The 20,904-nt window shown below is 44.0% G+C and carries 21 protein-coding genes; 4 read left to right on the top strand and 17 right to left on the bottom strand.

Translation table 11 applies throughout. The annotated features are described in order from the left end of the window. Window positions 1–119 precede the first annotated feature (119 nt). From yajC to OCV99_RS09065, 3 genes are all read right to left on the bottom strand, one after another. Window positions 120–428: a preprotein translocase subunit YajC gene (yajC, locus tag OCV99_RS09075; RefSeq protein ID WP_158369936.1), complete on the bottom strand. Its 309-nt coding sequence runs from the start codon at window positions 426–428 to the stop codon at window positions 120–122. Between the two features lie 80 nt (window positions 429–508). Next, on the bottom strand, window positions 509–1,636 hold the full coding sequence (gene tgt, locus OCV99_RS09070) for a tRNA guanosine(34) transglycosylase Tgt (protein ID WP_158369934.1): 1,128 nt from the start codon (window positions 1,634–1,636) through the stop codon (window positions 509–511). A gap of 14 nt (window positions 1,637–1,650) precedes the next feature. Next, complete coding sequence (locus OCV99_RS09065) at window positions 1,651–3,315, bottom strand: L,D-transpeptidase family protein (protein ID WP_158369932.1); 1,665 nt, start codon at window positions 3,313–3,315, stop codon at window positions 1,651–1,653. A gap of 189 nt (window positions 3,316–3,504) precedes the next feature. Here OCV99_RS09065 and aroC point away from each other — a divergent pair, with 189 nt between their 5' ends. After that, window positions 3,505–4,608, top strand: a complete 1,104-nt coding sequence (gene aroC, locus OCV99_RS09060) for a chorismate synthase (RefSeq protein WP_158369930.1) — start codon at window positions 3,505–3,507, stop codon at window positions 4,606–4,608. On the opposite strand, the gene OCV99_RS09055 is transcribed toward aroC, so the two are convergent. The 7 genes from OCV99_RS09055 to OCV99_RS09025 all read right to left on the bottom strand — a co-directional run bounded on the left by OCV99_RS09055 (window position 4,589) and on the right by OCV99_RS09025 (window position 12,542). Further along, window positions 4,589–5,473 (bottom strand): sensor histidine kinase, encoded by an 885-nt coding sequence (locus OCV99_RS09055; protein WP_158369928.1) that lies wholly within the window; start codon window positions 5,471–5,473, stop codon window positions 4,589–4,591. The two genes, aroC and OCV99_RS09055, sit on opposite strands and share 20 nt — an antisense overlap. Window positions 5,474–5,482: 9 nt before the next feature. Beyond that, window positions 5,483–6,343 (bottom strand): ABC transporter permease subunit, encoded by an 861-nt coding sequence (locus tag OCV99_RS09050; protein WP_158369926.1) that lies wholly within the window; start codon window positions 6,341–6,343, stop codon window positions 5,483–5,485. Beyond that, the gene (locus OCV99_RS09045) at window positions 6,336–7,250 is read right to left on the bottom strand and encodes an ABC transporter ATP-binding protein (protein ID WP_158369924.1); all 915 of its coding nucleotides are present in this window, start codon (window positions 7,248–7,250) and stop codon (window positions 6,336–6,338) included. Before OCV99_RS09045 ends, OCV99_RS09050 begins: the two co-directional genes overlap by 8 nt. A gap of 76 nt (window positions 7,251–7,326) precedes the next feature. Then, window positions 7,327–7,980, bottom strand: a complete 654-nt coding sequence (locus OCV99_RS09040) for a response regulator transcription factor (RefSeq protein WP_227192326.1) — start codon at window positions 7,978–7,980, stop codon at window positions 7,327–7,329. Between the two features lie 75 nt (window positions 7,981–8,055). Beyond that, window positions 8,056–10,161, bottom strand: coding sequence for a YhgE/Pip domain-containing protein (locus tag OCV99_RS09035; protein WP_158369920.1), 2,106 nt, complete (start codon window positions 10,159–10,161; stop codon window positions 8,056–8,058). Further along, window positions 10,148–12,229 (bottom strand): efflux RND transporter permease subunit, encoded by a 2,082-nt coding sequence (locus OCV99_RS09030; protein WP_158369918.1) that lies wholly within the window; start codon window positions 12,227–12,229, stop codon window positions 10,148–10,150. The genes OCV99_RS09035 and OCV99_RS09030 overlap by 14 nt, the downstream gene beginning before the upstream one ends. A gap of 4 nt (window positions 12,230–12,233) precedes the next feature. Then, the gene (locus OCV99_RS09025) at window positions 12,234–12,542 is read right to left on the bottom strand and encodes a hypothetical protein (protein ID WP_158369916.1); all 309 of its coding nucleotides are present in this window, start codon (window positions 12,540–12,542) and stop codon (window positions 12,234–12,236) included. Window positions 12,543–12,737: 195 nt separating this feature from the next. Between OCV99_RS09025 and OCV99_RS09020 the strand changes: the two genes are divergently transcribed. Further along, complete coding sequence (locus tag OCV99_RS09020; RefSeq protein ID WP_158369914.1) at window positions 12,738–13,307, top strand: TetR/AcrR family transcriptional regulator C-terminal domain-containing protein; 570 nt, start codon at window positions 12,738–12,740, stop codon at window positions 13,305–13,307. Between the two features lie 19 nt (window positions 13,308–13,326). On the opposite strand, the gene OCV99_RS09015 is transcribed toward OCV99_RS09020, so the two are convergent. Then, window positions 13,327–13,635, bottom strand: a complete 309-nt coding sequence (locus OCV99_RS09015; RefSeq protein ID WP_227192327.1) for an acylphosphatase — start codon at window positions 13,633–13,635, stop codon at window positions 13,327–13,329. A 130-nt stretch (window positions 13,636–13,765) separates the two neighbouring features. On the opposite strand from OCV99_RS09015, the gene OCV99_RS09010 reads away from it, so the two are divergent. After that, entirely contained in the window at window positions 13,766–13,969 is a 204-nt protein-coding gene (locus OCV99_RS09010) for a hypothetical protein (RefSeq protein WP_158369912.1), read from the top strand. A gap of 62 nt (window positions 13,970–14,031) precedes the next feature. Here OCV99_RS09010 and OCV99_RS09005 read toward each other — a convergent pair whose 3' ends face one another. The 6 genes from OCV99_RS09005 to prdC all read right to left on the bottom strand — a co-directional run bounded on the left by OCV99_RS09005 (window position 14,032) and on the right by prdC (window position 19,687). Further along, window positions 14,032–14,745, bottom strand: a complete 714-nt coding sequence (locus OCV99_RS09005) for a glycine/sarcosine/betaine reductase component B subunit (protein ID WP_416810590.1) — start codon at window positions 14,743–14,745, stop codon at window positions 14,032–14,034. Between the two features lie 33 nt (window positions 14,746–14,778). Continuing rightward, window positions 14,779–15,282, bottom strand: a complete 504-nt coding sequence (locus OCV99_RS09000; protein WP_262575267.1) for a glycine/sarcosine/betaine reductase component B subunit — start codon at window positions 15,280–15,282, stop codon at window positions 14,779–14,781. Window positions 15,283–15,412: 130 nt separating this feature from the next. Continuing rightward, entirely contained in the window at window positions 15,413–16,138 is a 726-nt protein-coding gene (prdB, locus tag OCV99_RS08995; protein ID WP_158369910.1) for a D-proline reductase (dithiol) protein PrdB, read from the bottom strand. A 12-nt stretch (window positions 16,139–16,150) separates the two neighbouring features. Further along, a complete protein-coding gene (locus OCV99_RS08990; protein WP_158369908.1) occupies window positions 16,151–16,597 on the bottom strand; it encodes a CBO2463/CBO2479 domain-containing protein in 447 nt (148 codons plus the stop codon). Next, the gene (prdA, locus tag OCV99_RS08985) at window positions 16,597–18,378 is read right to left on the bottom strand and encodes a D-proline reductase (dithiol) proprotein PrdA (RefSeq protein ID WP_158369906.1); all 1,782 of its coding nucleotides are present in this window, start codon (window positions 18,376–18,378) and stop codon (window positions 16,597–16,599) included. The genes OCV99_RS08990 and prdA overlap by 1 nt, the downstream gene beginning before the upstream one ends. 13 nt (window positions 18,379–18,391) lie before the next feature. After that, entirely contained in the window at window positions 18,392–19,687 is a 1,296-nt protein-coding gene (gene prdC, locus OCV99_RS08980) for a proline reductase-associated electron transfer protein PrdC (RefSeq protein ID WP_158369904.1), read from the bottom strand. Window positions 19,688–19,915: 228 nt separating this feature from the next. Between prdC and OCV99_RS08975 the strand changes: the two genes are divergently transcribed. Then, on the top strand, window positions 19,916–20,809 hold the full coding sequence (locus OCV99_RS08975) for a LysR family transcriptional regulator (RefSeq protein ID WP_158369902.1): 894 nt from the start codon (window positions 19,916–19,918) through the stop codon (window positions 20,807–20,809). Window positions 20,810–20,904 lie beyond the last annotated feature (95 nt).

Genomic DNA, 20,904 nt, shown 5'->3' with positions numbered 1-20,904 from the left:
TTATTCCCTATAATATCGCATTTTCTGATTCGTTTCAACCCTTTAACAAACAAAAGTGTAAAAAAACAGAGTGTTCTCTGTTTTTCTCAGATAACACTCTGCTTCATACCCTCCATGGATTACTCAGCCGCTCCTGCCTTCTCTACCTGCGCAATCGCCGTCTTCTGCATCGGAATACGGCAGTTCTTGTTGCTTCCAAATTCGACAATCACATCATCTTCCGTAATGTCAATAATCACGCCATAAAAGCCGCTCGTCGTAAGTACAGTATCTCCTACTTCCATCTCGGCAATCATCGCCGCAACTCTCTTCTGCTCTTTCTTCTGCGGTCTCATAAGCAAGAACCAGAAGCCTCCGATAATCACCGCGTATATAAGAATCATAGTAAACAAACTGCCTGTTGTGTTGGCTGCTGCTAATGCGAACATATTCTTTCCTCCTACTCTTTTTTCACACTATTGTTATCATACACAATAATAATCTTTTCAGCAAGTGTTTTTTAGGATTTTTATTTCCCCTGAAGACCTTCTAATGTCTTTTCTTTGTATGCTTTATAATTTCCCGCCTCGATTGCTTCTCTTATCTCTTCCATCAAATGATTATAGAAATAAAGATTATGCAGGACACAAAGCCGCATCCCCAGCATTTCTTTTGCCTTAAGCAGATGCCTGATATACGCCCTGGAGTAGGTCCTGCACGCCGGGCATCGGCAGCCTTCTTCTATCGGGCGGCCATCCAGCTCATATTTTGCATTAAACAAGTTCAGCTTTCCCTGTTTTGTATAAACATGTCCATGGCGTCCGTTCCTGCTGGGATATACACAGTCAAAGAAATCCACCCCCCGGTCTACCGCTTCCAGGATATTCGCAGGTGTCCCTACTCCCATCAGATAAACAGGCTTGTCCTCCGGAAGTTCCGGCACAACCGCATCCAAAATCCGGTACATTTCTTCATGAGATTCTCCCACCGCCAGACCGCCAACGGCATAACCATCCAAGTCCATAGCAGCAATCTCTCTTGCATGACGGACACGGATATCCTCATAGACACCGCCCTGATTAATTCCAAAGAGAAGCTGGTTTTTATTAATCGTTTCCGGAAGCTCATTCAGCCTTGCCATCTCAGCTTTGCATCTTGCCAGCCACCTTGTAGTACGATCTACAGACCGCTCAATATAATCCCTGTCAGCCACGCTGGAAGGGCATTCATCAAAAGCCATCGCTATGGTGGATGCAAGGTTCGACTGTATCTGCATACTTTCTTCCGGTCCCATGAAGATCTTTCTTCCATCTATATGAGAATGGAAATAAACCCCTTCTTCTTTAATCCTGCGCAGACCCGCAAGAGAGAACACCTGGAATCCGCCCGAATCTGTAAGAATGGGCTTATCCCATACCATAAATCGGTGAAGTCCTCCCATTTTTTTCACCACTTCATCACCCGGCCTGACATGAAGGTGATAAGTATTGGAAAGTTCTACCTGTGTGCCAATCTGCTGCAGATCCTCAGTAGAAACGGCTCCCTTAATGGCAGCCGCTGTTCCTACATTCATAAATACGGGCGTTTCTATCGTCCCATGCACCGTGTGAAGCCTGCCTCTTCTGGCAAGGCCGTCTCTTTTTATCAATTCATACATAAGCAAATTCCTTTTTAATAATGGCAGATTACCGGAGTTCCGGCATCTACATAAGTATACAATTGTGCGGCCACGTCATATGGAAGATTGACACAGCCATGGGAACCGTATGTCAGATATCTGGAACCGCCGAATGCAGACTGCCATGTTGCATCATGAAATCCAATCCCACCATTAAACGGCATCCAAAAGTCTACAGGTGACTCCCATTCATAGGTTCCATCCGGCAATTTTGGTCCCCTGAGCACAGAATCCTTCGTCTTATATGCCAAAACATAAGTTCCCTGCGGCGTCCCATTTCCTTTATTCGGATTACCCGTTACGACATCCGACTGCAGGACGCACTGTCCATTCTGGAAGAAGAACATGTGCTGATTCGTCAGATCCACTTCTGCGTAAGTATTGCCAAAATCATTGGTATCATGGGACACTGCCCTGCTGCTGTAATTCGGCTCACGGGTAACCGTCTCCACATTCCTGATATTGGCAAGCAGCGCCTCATATTCTGCATCCTTATCAATAATCCATCCATAATTGCCGCCGGCCACTTCTACCGTATTGCCATAACCAGTCGTAAAGACTCTTGTCTTCCCGTAGGTATTATACTTATTAGCAAGCTCCTGGACATAATTACGTACTCCGTCTTCATTGAAAGTCACGTTCATATTCTCATCGACTGTCAGCCATTGTGAGATGACAAATGCATCCACTACTTCTGTATAAGGATTCAGATCGTAGGTAACAGTCGCCCCGAGATAGCTATTCATTGTATCTCTCGCTGCAATAACTTCCTGGGAGTCCTTCGTATACTTGGGAAGAATATAGCATCCCTTTTCCTTCATATCCAATTCCGGCTGAAAGCCTGCAATCGCAGTATTCACAGCCTTTTTGAAGCTCTCGGTATCAATCTGTGTACCAATCACTTCCTCTTTTATCCCAAATGCACTTCCCTGGAATTCCGGCACTGCTGAAACAGAAGCTATCTGAGATTCTGTATTCATACAATTCAGGCTATTCATAACCTCCTCCAGTTTCTGCTCATCATATTCCACGCCAATCGGCGCTTCAATCTCATACTTCTCCCACAACGCCGTAATCCACAAAAACGGATTCTGATCTTTTAACAGCTTCTCCACCGTACCTTCGCTGGAATATTCCAACTCAATATCTTCCCCGGCAATCTCTTCGGTACTTCCGTCAGATTCCTTCAAAAGTAAAGTATAATCATCTACCTGTTTCTCCATATACGCTTCTACCTGTCCGGCAGTCTTCGCAGAAAAAACTGTACCATTAATCTCTGTATTGATGTAAAAGTGGTTCATAAAAAAAACTGACACGCCGAGATATGCCAATACCAGGATTCCCAGCATAGAGCCAAATACAATTGTCAGCTTTCTCTTCCAGCCGCGCTTCTTCTTTTTTGTCTCCTCCGGGCTTTTCTTCTTGTCTTTCTTCTTCTTTTTCTTCTTTTTTTCCTTCACAGGAGTTGTCTCAGTCTCTGCCTCTGCCGGTTCTTTCTCCCCGCTATCATCACCATCAGCTTCTTCGTTCTCCGCTTCCGATTCCTGCGGGCTGCTTTCCATTGCATGGATTTCACTGTAAATCTCACGCATGGTCTCTTCCACAATTTTGTCTGAGTTATCTTCCGTCTCTCCTGTTTTCTTGTCTATATCACTCATCCAAATATACTCCTCTACAAAATTCTCAACATGCAGTAATTATAATACGGCTATCATAAAAAGTACAGAAGAAAATACCATTTTCGTTTTTTTTCAACTTTTTTCAGCAACCTGCCGCAGAATCAAATTGCAGAACCATTTTCTTTCATATATAATGAAGTATGCATGATTGGAAAGGAGACTAAAATTATGGCAGGTTCAACTTATGGAACACTTTTTAAAATTACAACCTGGGGAGAATCCCACGGAGCCGCAATTGGTGTTGTCATCGACGGCTGCCCTGCAGGGCTTTCTCTTTGTGAAACAGATATACAAAGCTTTCTCGACCGCAGGAAGCCGGGACAGAGCCGTTATACTACAAAACGGAATGAAGGAGATAAAGTCGAGATTCTATCTGGTATCTTTGAGGGGAAGACCACAGGGACTCCCATTTCTCTTATCGTTCGAAATGAAGACCAGATTTCCAGGGATTACGGCAATATTAAGGATTGCTATCGTCCCGGGCACGCTGACTATACCTTCTCTGAAAAATATGGCTTCCGGGATTACAGAGGCGGCGGACGCTCTTCCGGACGTGAGACCATCGGCAGAGTAGCCGCCGGTGCTGTTGCTTCCCGGATTTTACAGCAGTTGGGTATTGAAGTCAGAGCATATACCAAGGCCATCGGCAATATCGTAATCCCAGAAAACGAATATGATTTCTCCTGTATCTCCCAGAACAGCCTTCAGATGCCAAATCAAGCTTACGCTCTCCGGGCTGCAGAATATCTAGAAGAATGCATGAAAAATCAAGACTCTTCAGGCGGCATTATTGAATGTTCGATTACAGGTCTCCCTGTAGGAATCGGCGAACCCGTTTTTGAAAAACTGGATGCAAATCTTGCCAAAGCCATCATGTCCATCGGAGCAGTTAAAGGCGTAGAAATCGGCGACGGCTTCCACGCTGCGTCTGCAAACGGAAGCAGCAATAACGACCCATTCCGCACCGCTTCCGGGGGGCATGACATACAGAAAGCCACCAACCATTCCGGCGGGACTTTGGGCGGAATGAGCGATGGCAGTACCCTTATCCTCCGGGCTGCGGTAAAACCAACTCCCTCCATCTCCAGAGTACAGCAGACTGTCAACACCTCCGGTGATGAGATAGAGCTTTCTATCCATGGCCGCCACGACCCGGTGATTGTGCCGAGAGCCGTTGTAGTTGTCGAATCCATGGCTGCACTAACCTTAATTGATATGCTACTTATTAATATGTCAGCAAAGCTTGAAAATATCATTGAATTTTATAAATAGCAGGGAAAAGAATACGGATACACAATTTACCATCTTTATATTCAGCAGATATACTGCCACCCATCTGCCCCACCAGGCGCCGGGCAATCGCAAGCCCCAGTCCTGTGGATTTCCTGGCAGTTTCCACCGTATAGAATCGGTCAAACAATCTGCCAACCTGCACTTCATTTAACGAGGATGCCTGGTTAATGAAAGTAATCTCTCCGTCCTGCGTTAATGTGATCTGCAAATCTCCATCACTGTATTTCATGGCATTATGGAGGAGGTTTGAAAATACACGGGGCAGAGTAACTGGATCCAGCATCCGGACTACCGGCTGTTTTGGAAGCCGGATGTCCGGCTGGATTCCTCTTTCACGAAAAGAAGTATAGAATGCTGCAATACTCTCTTCCAGTACATGATTCAGCACGACAGGCTCTCTTGCTCTGTCATTTTCATCAGCTAAAACAATCGAATATCGAAACAGTTCTTCTGTCAACTGCTTTAGAAGCTCTGTCCGGTTCCGAATGATCTCCGTATAACGCTCCGCTGCCTCCGACTTTTCTTCCTGCTCCAGCAGATCCAGATAACCACAGATAGCAGTCAACGGAGTCCGCAGGTCATGAGAAATATTTGTCACTGCGTCCTTAAGCTCCCTGTCACCCTGACAGAAACGGTGCCGTTCTTCTCTTAGCTGTCTAAGCTGTCCATTGATTGTATTTGCCAGATCCTTCACTGCCTTATCATGGCTGGAAATATCAATCAGCGTATTTGTGTCGGTTGTGAGCCTTTCTACAAATCCATCTTCTATTTCCCTTACACTTTTTCGCAATAAATAGATTTTCAAAACCAAAATGCCAATGACGGCGCACAACCACATTTCCATAGTAATCTCCTATTTGATATTCTTTTTCTTAAAAATCGCAATCCCCACACCTGTTGTAATTACAACAATTACAAAATCATATACTACCATCAGCTTCAAATTGTCCGGCTCATTCATTGCAATCTGGTATAATTGAGAAACCGGAAGAAAATTATACAAAAATTCATAAACCTCTCTCTTCCTTCCTGACAAATATCGGTCATTTTTCTCCCTTTCTACTTCTATAGTCTCGCCCGTTTCTTCATCAACATAAGAATAGGCTTCGTAATATTCCGGGGCTTCCAGGCGCTGATAGATGATAAGCGCTGCAAAAAGCAAAATAATGGCAGAAAGCAGGCAGACAACGGAACCCGATGCTTTACTTTGAATTGACATAGAGAACAGTAAAAGCAAAGCAGTCATTGCCAGCATGGCGGTAATACCTGCCGCCCCGAAAACAAGAATCTCTTTCACATGAAATGTCGTTCCGCCAAGCAGAATCTGCCCCAATCCCAGGACTACCAGGATATACACTACATATATCACAACGTCTGCAGCGGCACAGACGATAAGCTTTGACAGATAAATATCCCTTCGCGCGTGTCCTGCCGACAGCTTGTTGCGAATGGTTCCATCCGAATATTCCGTTCCCACAAAAAGTCCGACCACCACAGCAGCCGCAAAAATAAGATAAAGCCCTCCTACAAAAATCAAAGCGTCTGTATTGCTATATTCCACACTCAGCTGCGCATATTCATCCGCATTTTTTCTTACATCCGCCCATCGCATCAGAACCATAAATACGCCTGAGCCGGCCGAAAACAATATCCCTAATTTAAAAACAAAGCTTTTACACAATCTCACAAATTCGGCAGATAATAATTTACTCATTCTTTCCACCTCCTACCAGACTGACATAATAGCTTTCCAGGCTTTCCTCTTTCTCCTGCACAGAGAATACCTCACAGTCACGCTCTGCAAGTGCAAGCACCAGCTCCGTCACATTTACCTTTGCGTACACATATGCCTCTGTGTCCGTAAGAATCTTGTAATCCAACTTCATTTCGTCAAGCACACAGGCCAGCGTCCCGGTATTGCTTACTTCTATGCGGATACATTTCCTGCATGCCGCCTCTAACTCCTCTGCGCTTAATTCCCTGACAATACGCCCGCTGTCAATAAATCCGTAATGGGTCGCAAGCCTGGACAATTCATCCAGAATATGGCTGGAAATAAGAACCGTAATCTGCCGCTCATGATTCAGCCGTAAAATCAGCTCCCGTATCTCAATAATTCCCTGTGGATCAAGACCATTTACAGGCTCATCCAGCACAAGAAAATCCGGATCACCAACAAGTGCTATGGCAATTCCCAGTCTCTGGCGCATACCCAGGGAAAAGTGCTTCGCTTTCTTTTTTCCTGTATTTTCAAGCCCCACCAGCTTCAAGACATCTTCCAACCCGTCAAAAGACGGAAGCCCCAGAATACGGTACTGCTGCCTCAGATTATCTTCTGCCGTCATATCCAGATAAATAGACGGCGTCTCCACAACAGCCCCCATTCTTCTGCGCGACTTTCTCATCTCCCTGTCTGCATTTTCTCTTCCATACAATGTGTAACTTCCCGATGTAGGCTCCTGCAGCCCGCAGATCAGACGAATCAACGTCGTCTTTCCTGCTCCGTTCTTGCCTACAAATCCGTAAATTGCGCCCCGCGGGACATTCATAGACAACCCGTCTAACGCCTTGAAATCCCTGTAGCTTTTACTCAAATCATTCGTTCTCAAAATATAATCCATAAATATCAACCTCCTTATTGCTGATATTCTATCGGATAATCGTAAAGGAACCAGTAAAGAAAAACGTAAAGATTTCTTAAAGTTTGAATCCAATTCCCCATACAGCCTCTATGTAATCCCTGCCGCTTACTTCCCGAAGCTTTCTGCGCAGATTGCTGATATGCATTTTCAGGGAATTTTCCGTGCAATCCGGAGTATTTTCACTGATTCGCTCCAGGATCTGTGATTTCGTAATAACCTGCGAGGGATTTTGCATCAGTAGTTTTAAAATTGCAAACTCCGTTCTCGTCAGCTTAATCTCGGTTGTCTCAAACGCAACCATGTGGGTATCCATATCCAGAGTCAGACCATCAAATGTTAAAGTTGAACTAAAAAAAGGCGCCGCAGTACGAAGCTGCACCGCAATACGCGCCAGAAGCTCTTTCGTGTTAAACGGCTTCGTCACGTAATCAACGGCACCTCCAAGCAGCACCTCTACTTTATGGTCAATATCTACCTTTGCGCTCACTACAATAACAGGAATTCCTTTTATATGCGGAAGAACCTCTTCTCCATTCAGCCCCGGCAGCATCAGGTCAAGCAGTACAAGATCCGGCTTTGCCCGGGAAAGGGCAAGCAATGCTTCCGTCCCTGAATAAGCGCGGGAAACACTGTAGCCCTCCCTGGTAAGTATCTCTTCCAGCATATTGCCAATATATAAATCATCATCAATAATCAATATTTTTTTCAAACCCATTTTTCACCTGTCCGACATCTTGTTTTCTTCTATTTATTATAGTGATTTCGTCGAACAGTGTAAAGCCTCTTAAAACAGGTTCTTAATTTTGTCCCAAACACTTTCCTCTTTCTCTGCAGGCTCCTCTTCCGTCTCCTCCGGGACGCTGATTGCTTCTGTCTGCATCACAAACTGCACCAGCCCTATATTTTTATTTTTTTCAGAAACAAAGGAAACCGCTTCAAAATCACCACCCGCAATTTCTTCAACCGCTTTATCAATTTCTTCCTCTATCTTTTCGTCTATGCCGGAAACCTGCTCGGAGAATTCTCCGGTTCCATCCAGAAGTTCTCCTGTACCATCCTTTAGTTCCGACAATCCATCCACAACCTCACTCGCACCTGCCTGCAGTTTCTGCGTGCCGACGATTAATCCCGATGCTCCTGAAGAAAGGCTGACGTTTCCTGCTGCCAGATTTCCTGCCCCTTCTGCCAGTGCGTCTGCTCCTGCCGCCGCCTGGCCTAACGCAGCATTCAAGGTATCATAACTGGATTGAATGCCGGACACTCCTTCCATGTAGCTGTTAAGTCCTGTATCCAGACTTTCGTATTCTTTCGTAAGCTGATTGATTGCATCTTTTAATGGCTGCATCTCATCCGTCACCATACTTTCCAGGATAACCGGCAGACTCTGCACCTGTTCGTCAAACTGCTTATACTGGGAACTTAATGTTGCCAGCCCGGCATTTACTTCCGATGCTCCTGCCGCCGCCTGATCCACTCCACCCTGGAAATTACCAAGTGCATCGTTGTCCTGCTCTAACAGCGCCGCAATACCGGATACGGTACTGATTGTTCCATTGATATCTATACCTCCCATTGCCGCAATCTGTTCCACAGTTTCACCGGGAAGGCTTCCCAGGACAACATTCACCTGATCCACAAGCCCGTTCAGATATGCCGCCGCATTACTGTTTGCCGTTTTTAAATCATTTACATTACCATAACTGCCTTGTATCACTCCCAGTCCGCCGGCGACCTGCCCTGCCCCTGCTTCTGCCTGCTCAATACCTGCCAGAATCTGTGCGGAGCTATCCAACAATACCTGCATCTGTTCTGTCCCCGTCTCAATGCTGTTCAGACTGGACTGAATCTGCTGCAACGCTGCTTTTACTTCTGCCGATCCTTCTGTCAATTCCGGTGAATTCGCTGTCAGGGCATTTAATCCACTTTTCAGCTCACCTGCTCCCTGCTGCATCTGCTCCAGGCTGCCGGAAAGTTCTTCTGTTCCTGTTTTTAATGCTGTGCTTCCCTCTGTCAGACTTCCGAATCCCCGTTCCAATACTAAGGTTCCGCTAAAAAGTTCGTCCGTCCCCTTCTTCAATTCTGCTGCTCCGCCCAAAAGTTTTCCGGTCCCGTCATCCAGCGCCTTCGCTCCGTCATCAAACGCCTCTGCAGCATCCTTTATTTCATCTGTTTTTTCGGCAAGGCCTTCTTTATCAATAGCATCACTGTCAATAGCAAAGGACATGGGCACAGCCTGAAAAGAAATCGCCGTCATCTCAAAGTCTGTCACATCTGCCTTTATCGTAAACTCTTTTTCCTGCCCGGCCATAATATTGTAAAGGAGCTGCCTGTCTGTACCTACATTTGCCTGTGTCGCCCCATCCGCAATAATGTCACTGCAATAATCTGTATTTAAAGTCACCGTTGCCTGCATGAGATAATTGTCGAAAAATGTATCGTCAGAATCCGGATTTTCCTTTATATCCACATGAATCTCCAATTTTCCATCTGCTCCCGCCAATTCTTCTGCAGTCACTTTTTTCCCATCCAATGTATAAGAAATGCTGATAATCCACGGTAACACTGCATTTTCCAGACTTCCCTGATAAATAAATTTACCCTGATCTGCCTCGACAGTAACCTTGTCTCCTTTTTTTATGATTTCCTCCTCTGAACTTAAATTCTCTACAGAAGAATACTCTCCATAATCCACAATATCGGTGTCCGCATCCAGCATATATTCATTCACAACATATACGTCTGCCACACTTCCATCCCCGTTCAGATTCACATAAACATTTTCATCTTTAACCGCCGCTTCATCCGCATAAACCGAAAGAACCATCCCTGCTGCCAAAGCGCCGCACATTGTTACTGCCATTATCTTTTTATATTTTTTATTTTTGCTCATTTTTGACTCCTCCTTCACTCTTTTTCTTGTCTCCTACGGTTTTTTTGATAAACAGCCGGTCAAATAAGTACAGGAATCCCGGCAAAACAAATAGCACAATCAATAACGAGCAGATCGCCCCTACTCCCAGGAACTTGCCAAGCTGGGCTAACAGTTGATTCGATGACAGATATCCCAGCAAGAATCCAACTACTGTCAGTACACTTCCTGAAGTCATAACGGAAACGATTACGGAAGCCACAGTCTCCGTTACTGCCTTCTTTTTCGGATAGCTCTCCCGGAACTCCCGGTAACGATCGGAGAACAAAATCGCGTAATCCACAGTCGCCCCCAATTGAACGGAACTTATGATTAGATAGGCAATGTAAAATACTTTTGTTCCTAACATATAAGGTACCGAAAGATTCAGCCAAATTGCTGTTTCAATACTTAAAACCAAAATAATTGACAACGGAACCGACTTCAGAAGCAGCATCAATACCAGCAATACGGCAATAATCGCCACAGCGTTGACCTTCACCATATCTGCTGTTACGGTATCCATTAAATCATAAGTACTGACGCCTTCCCCCGCCAGATAATAAGTATCCGGATAATACTCCTTTGCAATCCCCCGAATCGTTTCTACTAACGCAAAGGTTTCTTCTCCTTCATAGTCTGCATCCACAGTAATTACCATACGACTGTAATGTTCTGATTCCAGCAGGGAAAGTGTATCTTCATCCAGAAAATCCCTGGGGATTTCTGCTCCTGCCATATCCACATAAGAAATAATACTGGTGACCTGTGGCACCGTGTGTAGTTCATTGGAAAGTTCTTTTTCCACAGAAGTATTTCCCTTCGGCACCAGCAATACATAGGTATCGCTTTCGCCAAATACCGCTTCTACTTTTTTAATATCTGAACCCATCTTCGTCTCTTCCCCAAACATATGGCTGGAACCATAATAATAACTATTAGAATTTGACGCCAGATAAGCCGGTACAACCAACACTGCAAAAACGCAGACAAACGAAATCATCAGCCTGCACACTCCCCGTCCAAACCTGTGAAAATCCGGCAAAAAAGGTCTATGCCGCGTTCTGTCCAATCCTTTATAAGTGGTAAGGATGAAAGCCGGCATAAAAATAAATACCGTAATCAGACTGAGGGCAACTCCTTTTGCCAAAACCAATCCCAGATCAGGTCCCAGCAAAAACTGCATCAAACACAATGCCAGAAAGCCAATTACAGTCGTCAGCCCACTGGACAGAATCGAACTTGTGGATTTGCATAAAGCCTGCACCATGGCCTCCTCTGCATTAAGATATTCTTTGTGGCATTCTTCAAATCTGTGAATCAAAAATACGGAATAATCCAGAGAAACCGCCAACTGCAAGATACTGCCCGCCGCGTTGGTAACAAAAGAAATCTCTCCAAAGATTAGATTTGTCCCGTTATTAATGAGAATCGCAATACCCAGCCCGACCATAATCAGCACCGGCTCTATCCAGGAATTTGTAGTAAGCAGTAACACAAAAAGCACAAAAAGCACGGCAATAAGAGCAATTTTTCTGATTTCTGATACTGTATTTGTAGTTGCCGTTGCAGTCGACACCGCACTTCCTGTCATGGAATTTTCATCCCCGATTAATTCCCGGATTGCGTCCACTGCCTCCACCCGCTTCTCTTCCTCTATCGTTACCGTAAATAGCGCCGTGCCATCCTTATAATATGTCTCCACCGTATCTGCATCCTGCGTTTCGATTGGTATGGAAATATCCAGCGTATCATTCAGCCAGGTAACATCCTGCACTCCGTCAATTTGCTTTAACTCTTCTTTATACTCCAGAGCCTGCGGTATCGACACGTCATTTACCATAACACGTGCATTGGGAATTCCTCCATCAAACTCTGTCTCCATCACATCCAGAGCTATTGTCGATGCAGAATCCTGAGGCAGGTAATCATTCATATCATAATTAACCTCAACAAAATCAGACAAAAACAGGCAGATGATTGCAGAAACCACAAAAAAAACCATAATTGCCCTGCGGTATTTTACAACGCCTGTATAAAATTTATGCATATTTTTACTCCTTTCCACCAGCACAGGCATCGCCAAAAATCTCATATGTATCCTGTTCTCTTTGTATCAGCAGATGTAATTGGTCTTCCCGGACAGTGCCCCGTGCAATAAACGGAATCTCGTTCATCAATGTGTGAAACCGTCCTTCAATATAGCAATTTCCTTCTGCGTCAATTACGCCGCCGAACGGCTCCGAATGGCCTAATATCTCCATTCTGCCCTCAATCTTATCTCCTACGGTATTTACCACCATACTTCCTTTTCGTTGTCCAATAGGAACGTACATGATAATTTTATACACATACTGTGACATTTGATACATCCCTCCTGGTTTTCTAATATTTTCATACACACTATATTCCTTGTCTGCAGTTCCATAAAACGGTCAAATACTATATTTTTGCGTAAAACCGGACAAAACAACAAATTTGTTGGGACAAATGTCCGGTTTTTATCTTGCACTTACCAGACATTCTTGTTTATAATGGTCTTCACCGGAGGTTTAAAAATGAGACAAACAGAAATATCACAGAACACCAAAAAAGCTCTCGCAGAATCACTGAAAAAATTTATGAAAAAAAAGCCTTTTTCAAAAATTACAGTCAGTGAACTTGTCACTGACTGTAATATAAACCGTAAAACCTTTTACTATCATTTTGAAGATATTTATGATTTATTAAAATGGATGTTCGAAGAAGAGGCTATCAATGTAATAAAACACTTCGATTTGCTGATAGATTATGAAGAAGCCATAACCTTCGTCATGGATTACGTAGAAGAAAACGATCACATTATCAGCTGCGCCTATGACTCCATTGGACATGAAGAAATGAAACGCTTCTTTTATACAGATTTTTATGGTATCACATCCTCTATTATCAGCCAGACTGAAAAGAGAAGCCATTGTACTCTCTCTGAAGATTTCCGCACCTTTATGACTAAATTCTATACGGAAGCCATTGCGGGAATTTTTATGGACTGGGTGAAGAACCACGACACGCAAGATCGTCAAAAAACTGCGGAATACCTGACAAAACTGTTAAAATCATCCATTACAAGTGTGATGCAGCAACAATAGTACCATCATCCCCACTATATTAACGTACGTGAAATCCCAGTTCTGACTGTACAGGAACTGTAAGCTCCGCCACATAGTCAATGCGGATAAAGCTCCTTTTCCTGAGCAGCTGAACCAGCCGGTCCAACTGCTCCTTCTCCCCCTGGGCTTCCATAATCACCGTTCCATTCCATTCATTTTTCACCCATCCGGTTACGCCAAGTCCCTGTGCAAGATACTGCGCGCTGTACCTGAAACCCACACCCTGCACCCGCCCGGTAAATGTATATTGTTTTCTGACAATCTCTGGTTTTCCTTCTTCCATTCTTCTTATCCCATCAAAACTCATTTTTCGTTCATCCTTCCCCATAGGATAGTATCACTTATATTATAATGATTTCTTTGAATAGTGTAAAGACTTATGAAATGCATATTTTACTAAAAACCCGCACATCCTAAGCCAGAAGGAGTTGATCTACATGAAAAACAAAACAACCGATTATACTAAGACAAAGGATGCCTATGAAGGGAACCGGGAATCTTTCGTTTACCAGGATTCCTCTCTTCCTTCACCCAAAAAACCTGTTACAGATATCTACGATGACGCCAACATTCCTGAGATTGATTTGCCCGGGAAACGGAATAAAATTTCCAACAAAACGGATAACGGACAATATTCATAATTTCTATGCAAAAAGATTGCGCAAATGCGCAATCTTTCCTTCTTTCTCATGCAGGAAGAATTCTATAACAGCGAATGTATGACCCCATCCCGACACTGATTCGGAGTAATCATATAGGGAATATTTTTAGAATCCATCATATTATGAGCGCCTAAGAAGCCTCCCGGTTCATATGGAAACATTGCAGTATCGTACATATTTCCCAGACCAGAAACAATCTTTACAAGAATGACTTTACGTCTTCCGGGTCTGGCAACATCATAGAACTCTTCCCTTGTATATTTCATATTCTCCAAACCAGCCAACTCTTTGCGAATTTCCTGCACAATTCTATCCGTTATGCGGTGAGCCGCCATAATTCCTTCTGCCGTCCTTCCTTCTCCTTCTTCAAAAAGGATGTCTACATGCAGAATGTAATCATCAGACGCAGGTGTTCCCGCCCGGTCTAATACAACCTGATTTTTGAAGATTCCTTCTGATGATCCAATATTAGACGGCTGGAAGCCGCTTCCATCTTCTACTCCGGTAAGCATAACGGTAACTCCGGTAAGCAGATGCGTTACGCCTTCTCCCAGTTCACCGCGTACTTTACATGCAATCGGTGAATAATCCAAATTAGAATTGACAAAGAAATCATTTTCACCGGGACGAAGAATGCTTACTTTTATATCCTTGATGCGTTTTTCCTGAGAAAGAAAAGCTTTTTCAATGCCTTTACGAATTCTTAAGATTCCTCGGTCAATTTCCGTTCTGTCCCCAAATTCTACTGATGTCACCGCAAAATCTTTTCTCACTAATCTTCGCAGTTTCTATTCTTCACCTGTCAGTTCTGTCTCAGATACAGGCTTTCCTGCTTTCCGCAATTTATTTTTTACAAGTGCAACAGCTTTCATAGCATCATAATCTGTCAGATTATTTTCACCTACAACACAGGATTCATACCCCGATTCACTTTTGTTGAAATCAATAACACAATCTACATACTGGTTTGTGCATACCAGGCGCCCCTGTCTTGCTATATAACTAAGCCCGACACTCGGAATTCCCCGAATTCCCAATTGTTCAATCACATTAACGAAGTCTACATGATGATTTCCCCATGCATCAATTGCTACAATTGCCGCATCGGCACGCAGCATTTGTGCCATATCTCCCACGCGCTTCGCTGTGTAAATCTTATCATCACATACTTCCGATACTCCGTCTACAATAATCCCTGTAAATTCAATGTCCTTTTCCTTAGCAAGCGCTTCTGTCAGCGGGCATCTATAATGATGCAGGGTAGTCATTTTAATACTTGGTCCTAATCCCATCTTCTTCCTCCTTTCTTAACGCAGAATAAATCCGGCTATAACTTAAGGAGACTGCCATCCCCGGCAGTCTCCCTAGGTCAATGTCCGGTAGAGTTGGTAATTCTAAATTCCATCCGCACAAGCCAGATTTTTATACATTATGACGATATTCATATGGCAGCACTTTTGTCTGGTTAAAGCTCGGGCAATCACGAACCCACTCCAGAGACTCTTTGATGATTGCTGTCTGCATTGGAATATTATTCGGCTCACCTGCATTGGAGCCAATCGGTACATGCGGCGCTGTAATTCTTGGCGCACCCTGCTGTCTTGCAATCGGAGGAAGCGCAGCGATAACTACACAGCTCATTCCCTCTGCCTCACAGCACCTTGTTACAATAGTAGCAGAACGGTGGCAGGTTCCGCATCCGCCTGTACAAAGCACAATATCAACACCCTGCGCTTTTAATTTGCGGGCAATCTCCGGTCCTGTCTCATTTGTAAATTTCTCAACATTTCCGCCGCCGCCCATAAAGGTATAAGTCTCATCTGAAAGAGAGCCGATGAACCCTTCTTCAACAAGTTCATGCAGACGGTCGATTGGGAACATCGCATTTACATCTTTATTAATATCTGAGTTATCAAATCCACCATGCGTAACCATTAACTGTTCGGACGGTGTGTTAAACTCAATGGTACGATAAGAGAAGTCACCAGATGTATTAAACGGTTTCTGGTCTTTTTTGTGAATACCACCTGCTGTAATAAATGCAACCTTGCACACATTCAATGGCTTCTTTAATTCTGTAAACACCGGTTTTGGTGTAACCGGTACAAAAATTTCGGACTGTAATCCTTCCTTAGTTGTTAATTTCATGGTCTTTCCTCCTTAAATCATTTCTGCCGGAATGTCACGCTTCCCAATCACCTTCATGCAGCTAAAATAGAACTCAACATCCTGTCCTTTTTCCAGCACAATCGGGGTAAATACCCAACGGCGCGGTACGGCAACACTTCCAAGATTATTCATGACTGCCACTTCTATGGCAGTATCATTTACCTCTGTAATTTTTCCCCCAAGCAAACATGGTTCCGGTTCATGATCCGGCGTCATATCTGACGCATCATAATCGTAGGGTTTTTCCACGACCTGAATATAACTGAAGTAAAACTCCATCTCATGTCCGGCTTCAATTGGAACCTCGCTGATAATCAGGCTTCTTGGAATCTTGATTACTCCCAGTCTTCCATGCAGATGAACCTTTATCCTTTCCCCTGATACCTCTTTCACCAGACCGCCCATCTTTACAGGGTTAATCACGTAATCCATTTTCATTAGTGTAAAGTTCCGCTTTCTACAAGTTTTGTCTCCGGGAGACCTAAAATCTTATTATTGTTATTAATGATATCATTATTCCATTTCTTTTCAGCCGGTTTGATTTCAACACCCGCCATTCTATTCTTAAGCATCTGAATAGCACGTGCAGCTACTTCCGGTGTTACGCAGGAGCATCCTGCAATATCATTTTCAAAACCGCCCTTATCCATGTTCTCTTCAACCATCGCCGTAGCATACTCATTTCCAACAACAAGCTGTCCCTGGTATGCACAGAATGAAACGCCAACAACCGGAATATCTCTCTTGCCGGCCTGACCGATATGCTGAATGAAATCAATATGGTTATTTCCAAATCCTTCTGTTGTGATGATACAGCCATCCAGATCCATAGCCTCAAGAAGAGAACCAAGTCTTTCTGATACCCAAAGCTTCTCATCATTAACCTGTGGAGAACCAATGCAGATTACTCCTACAAGATCAAGCTCTTCATCTGCCGCAAGTCCCTCTACCAGTGGTTCACGGATATAGTGGCGGGTCATCTCTTTAGTAGCAGGCCCAATACAGGTCAATGCATGAATCGAACCATCTCTTACCTGATTCGGGGTCAGAATAATCGGCACATTACCGCAGTCTACGTTCTTCTGTCCACCCTGGATACCACAAGGCTCTGTCGGGCAGATAACATTATCATGCATAGCACCCTGTCCCATAATTTCTTTTACTAATACAACACGCGGATTTCCTACACGGCGCACATCTTCACAAATCTCTTCACGAACAACTTCTCCCTCGTATCCTTTCAACTGTTCGCGGACTGCCTGAACAATATAATCCTGGCATTTGTGAGCTGCAAATGGACCCGGACGTGTCATACCGGACAATCTCTCAATTACAGCATGACAGCGGATAATAATATCGTTCTCATCAGCACAGCCGGGATGTCCAAAGAACATCTTCTCATCAAGATATCCCTCAGAAGATCCAAATTCATGAACCTGAACGCCATCTTCATCTACACCCGTCAGCATAAATACAACACCGTCAACAACCTTCGTAATGCCTTCCCCAAGTTCTCCTTCTACTTTTGTAGCGATTGGGCATACATCCATAATCGTTTCTGTATAGATATGCCTCTCATTAGGATGAATCACTTCAAGTTCAAGGCTCTTACACAGAGCATCTTCCTTTACCGCATCTTTTACAATATCCTTATTAATTGTAATAATGCCATCCTTAATAGATGTCTCATTTCCAAGCTTTACATCATTGATTTTGATGTGTTTCTTTACAAGATTGCGGATTACTGTCTTTTCTCCTGCATTAGGTGCCTGTTCCGGAGCCGGAGCTGCCGGAGCCGGAGCTGTTCCTGCAAATACCGGTACATCCAGTGTTAATCCCTCAAATTTTTCTGCTTTTCCGATTTCAATATGAATCATTCCATTACCTCCTACTGCACTTTTTGCAACCGGTGCTGCCGGAGCTTCTTTCTCTTCTTCCGGAGCCGCCGCTGTTTCCTCTTCTACTTCGTTTATTTTGTCAAGTACGTCTCTTGTAATAGGTGTGAGCGCCTCGACATCTGTAAGAAGAGTACTGCCGATAACCTGTTCAATGCGCAGGCCATCATCACTCAGTGTCAAAAGCCCTGCTTCAACCATATCGTCAAACAGGCTCGGATCCTCTAAGTCTGCCGCACTGATTACAAGGCCTTTTTCTCTTCTGCAGCAAAAGATTGCCGGATCTTTTAAATGCTGCTGCAATGTTTCTTGTGTAATTGACATTTTTGATTCCTCCTTATTCTTTTCTAAATCTTCTTATCATTTTATAATTAACGGAACGCATTGCTCCGTCCGTACAATGATATACCGGCAGTTTTAACTGCGGAGCACAGGACATTACCGTGTTGCTGCAGTCTGTACAGTTACTAATCAAAACTGCCTGGGCGCCTGCCTTCTTAAGCGCCATTACTTTCTGCACCTGTCCCGGACATCTGCCCGGATTTTCACATTTACGTGCTGTCTTTACTTGTTTCGCCTGTTTACAATATTCTACGCCTACAACCTCTGACCCCATACTTGCCGCCTGCTGTTCGAGGCGTTCCTTATCTGCTCCACAGGCACAGACCAGAAGGCCGATTTTCTCAGGCCCTGGCATAAAAGTTTCAGCCGCAATAATACCGCCTGTTGTTTTTACCACCGGAGCATCCAGCTCTGTTCTTTTTCCGGTAAATGGCCCGCCCATAATCAGCTCTCCATATTCGGCTCCCAAACCTCCGGCCTCTTCGATAACCTTCGACACTTTTGTTCCAATCGGTACATCTAAAAGCACATGGATGGAGGCATTTTCCTTCAACTTGCCTGCAACGGTCATATCCTTATCGATGAGCGGCTTCTTCTCTTCCACAGCTTCCCGCAGACGATATATGGTTTCTGCATTAATTACCACTGCATTTGCGGCCATAGGAAGCTGTTCAGGCTCCAGAAGAATCCCCAGTGTTTCTCTCAGAACCGCCCGTTCCTCACCCATTGGATAGATATTCTCCAGTGGAAATACAGAAATAGCTGCATTGCTATTTACTTTTTTAATTTTTTCAATAGCCTCTTTGTGAATTTCCTTGATTGCTACAATTCCCTTTTTTGCCCCGGTAAGCTCCATCACAATTTCAAGCCCCTTTAGCAGCTTTTCAGGTTCTTTTTCAATTCTGGCAATATTGTGCGAGAGAATGGGTTCACACTCGGCTGCGTTTACAATTACATATCCTTCATCCTTAAATTGAACATTCAATTTAACAGAGGTTGGAAAACCTGCACCGCCAAGTCCAACCAGACCGGATTCTGCAATCAGTTCCCGGGGAGTCGTTCCTTTTAATGGTTCGTACTTACCAAAGTCCGTTCCCGCTTCCTCTATGGTAATCTGCGTCTCTCCCACGGCAGTGACTTTCCCGCATATGCTGGAGTATATCGGGCTGCCCAGTGCATTTTCCGGTTTTTCAGCAATCAGTTGTCCACGCTTTACTTCTTCACCCGTCGTCACAACAGGCTCGCACGCTACTCCTACGTGCTGTTTTAACGGAAAAACATATTCCAGCACTTATTCCTCCTTTCTATAAGACATTCTTATAAATAGCTTTTATTTATGCATTGTGCACATAATAAATTATATATATGCCTTATCTTTTGTTTATTTTTACCATCTGCTTGTATTATATTAGAAAATGTGTTATTAATAAACTGACAGTGTTTAATCCTTAACATGCAAAACTTTCATAACAGGATATACACGCTGTTTTTTCGATTTTTTTGAAAGGAGGAATATATTTTGGATATTAGCAAACTCGCTTTACTGTGTGATATTGCAGATACGAAGAATCTGACAGCAAGCGCAGAACGAATGGGATATACACAGTCCGGCGTCAGCCATGCTATCAGCAAGCTGGAAACCGAATTAGGAATCTCCATGCTCAAGCGGACGAAACGCGGTGTAGAACTTACCAGCGATGGAGAGATGCTGATGCCTTATATCCGGCTTGTCATCTCTCACTATAACCGGATGGACGAGATTGTAGACTCTATCCTCGGGCTGCAGCGTGGTTCTATCTGTATCGGCACCTACTGCAGCGTAGCCTCGCAATGGCTTCCGCCTATCATTCAGCAATTTCAGCAAATGTATCCCAGCATTACCATCCGCATCCGCGAGGGCGGAATGCAAGATATCGAACAATGGCTTACGGAAGGACAAATTGATTTCGGCTTTTTGAGCTGGCGGAAACATCCAAACTACAAGTTTATTTCCTTGGCGCGAGACCCTCTGTATGCGATTACGTCGAAAGAACTGGTACTGCCGGAAGAGTATCTAGAAACTTTTCCATTATCAGCATTTTCGGATTATCCATTTATTGCATCCGAAAGCGGTGTCGATTATGACGTTACCCAGGCCATGGAACAAGCCGGTGCTTCCCCAATTGTCAGTTTTCAATGCCGTGACGACCATACCATCGTCCCTATGGTAGCAAATAATCTCGGCGTCAGTCTGCTGCCTGGCATGTTTCTGGAAGGGCATGATAATGTCAGAAAAATCCCTGTATCGCCATGTACAATACGAACGCTTGGGATTGGCATTTTATCAGAACGGACTCTTTCTATTGCCGCAAAAGCTTTCATCAGTCTATCACGCAAGATGATACGGGAACTGACTCTTTCCCAACAGACATGAGGCATTACGGCTGATTTGAGGTTCAAATCCAAAAGAAAAAAAGATATCTGCAAGCATAAACTACTTGTCAGATATCTTTTTCTTTCATACAAATT

This window comes from Dorea acetigenes, from assembly GCF_025567385.1.
GTDB lineage: Bacteria > Bacillota > Clostridia > Lachnospirales > Lachnospiraceae > Claveliimonas > Claveliimonas acetigenes.
This window is presented reverse-complemented; position numbering and strand designations above follow the sequence as displayed.

Coding starts and splice junctions, on each gene's coding strand:
- yajC (WP_158369936.1), bottom strand. CDS start 428: ATGTTCGCATTAGCAGCAGCCAACACAACAGGCAGTTTGTTTACTATG.
- tgt (WP_158369934.1), bottom strand. CDS start 1,636: ATGTATGAATTGATAAAAAGAGACGGCCTTGCCAGAAGAGGCAGGCTT.
- OCV99_RS09065 (WP_158369932.1), bottom strand. CDS start 3,315: ATGAGTGATATAGACAAGAAAACAGGAGAGACGGAAGATAACTCAGAC.
- aroC (WP_158369930.1), top strand. CDS start 3,505: ATGGCAGGTTCAACTTATGGAACACTTTTTAAAATTACAACCTGGGGA.
- OCV99_RS09055 (WP_158369928.1), bottom strand. CDS start 5,473: ATGGAAATGTGGTTGTGCGCCGTCATTGGCATTTTGGTTTTGAAAATC.
- OCV99_RS09050 (WP_158369926.1), bottom strand. CDS start 6,343: ATGAGTAAATTATTATCTGCCGAATTTGTGAGATTGTGTAAAAGCTTT.
- OCV99_RS09045 (WP_158369924.1), bottom strand. CDS start 7,250: ATGGATTATATTTTGAGAACGAATGATTTGAGTAAAAGCTACAGGGAT.
- OCV99_RS09035 (WP_158369920.1), bottom strand. CDS start 10,161: ATGAGCAAAAATAAAAAATATAAAAAGATAATGGCAGTAACAATGTGC.
- OCV99_RS09030 (WP_158369918.1), bottom strand. CDS start 12,229: ATGCATAAATTTTATACAGGCGTTGTAAAATACCGCAGGGCAATTATG.
- OCV99_RS09025 (WP_158369916.1), bottom strand. CDS start 12,542: ATGTCACAGTATGTGTATAAAATTATCATGTACGTTCCTATTGGACAA.
- OCV99_RS09020 (WP_158369914.1), top strand. CDS start 12,738: ATGAGACAAACAGAAATATCACAGAACACCAAAAAAGCTCTCGCAGAA.
- OCV99_RS09015 (WP_227192327.1), bottom strand. CDS start 13,635: ATGAGTTTTGATGGGATAAGAAGAATGGAAGAAGGAAAACCAGAGATT.
- OCV99_RS09010 (WP_158369912.1), top strand. CDS start 13,766: ATGAAAAACAAAACAACCGATTATACTAAGACAAAGGATGCCTATGAA.
- OCV99_RS09000 (WP_262575267.1), bottom strand. CDS start 15,282: ATGGGATTAGGACCAAGTATTAAAATGACTACCCTGCATCATTATAGA.
- prdB (WP_158369910.1), bottom strand. CDS start 16,138: ATGAAATTAACAACTAAGGAAGGATTACAGTCCGAAATTTTTGTACCG.
- OCV99_RS08990 (WP_158369908.1), bottom strand. CDS start 16,597: ATGAAAATGGATTACGTGATTAACCCTGTAAAGATGGGCGGTCTGGTG.
- prdA (WP_158369906.1), bottom strand. CDS start 18,378: ATGTCAATTACACAAGAAACATTGCAGCAGCATTTAAAAGATCCGGCA.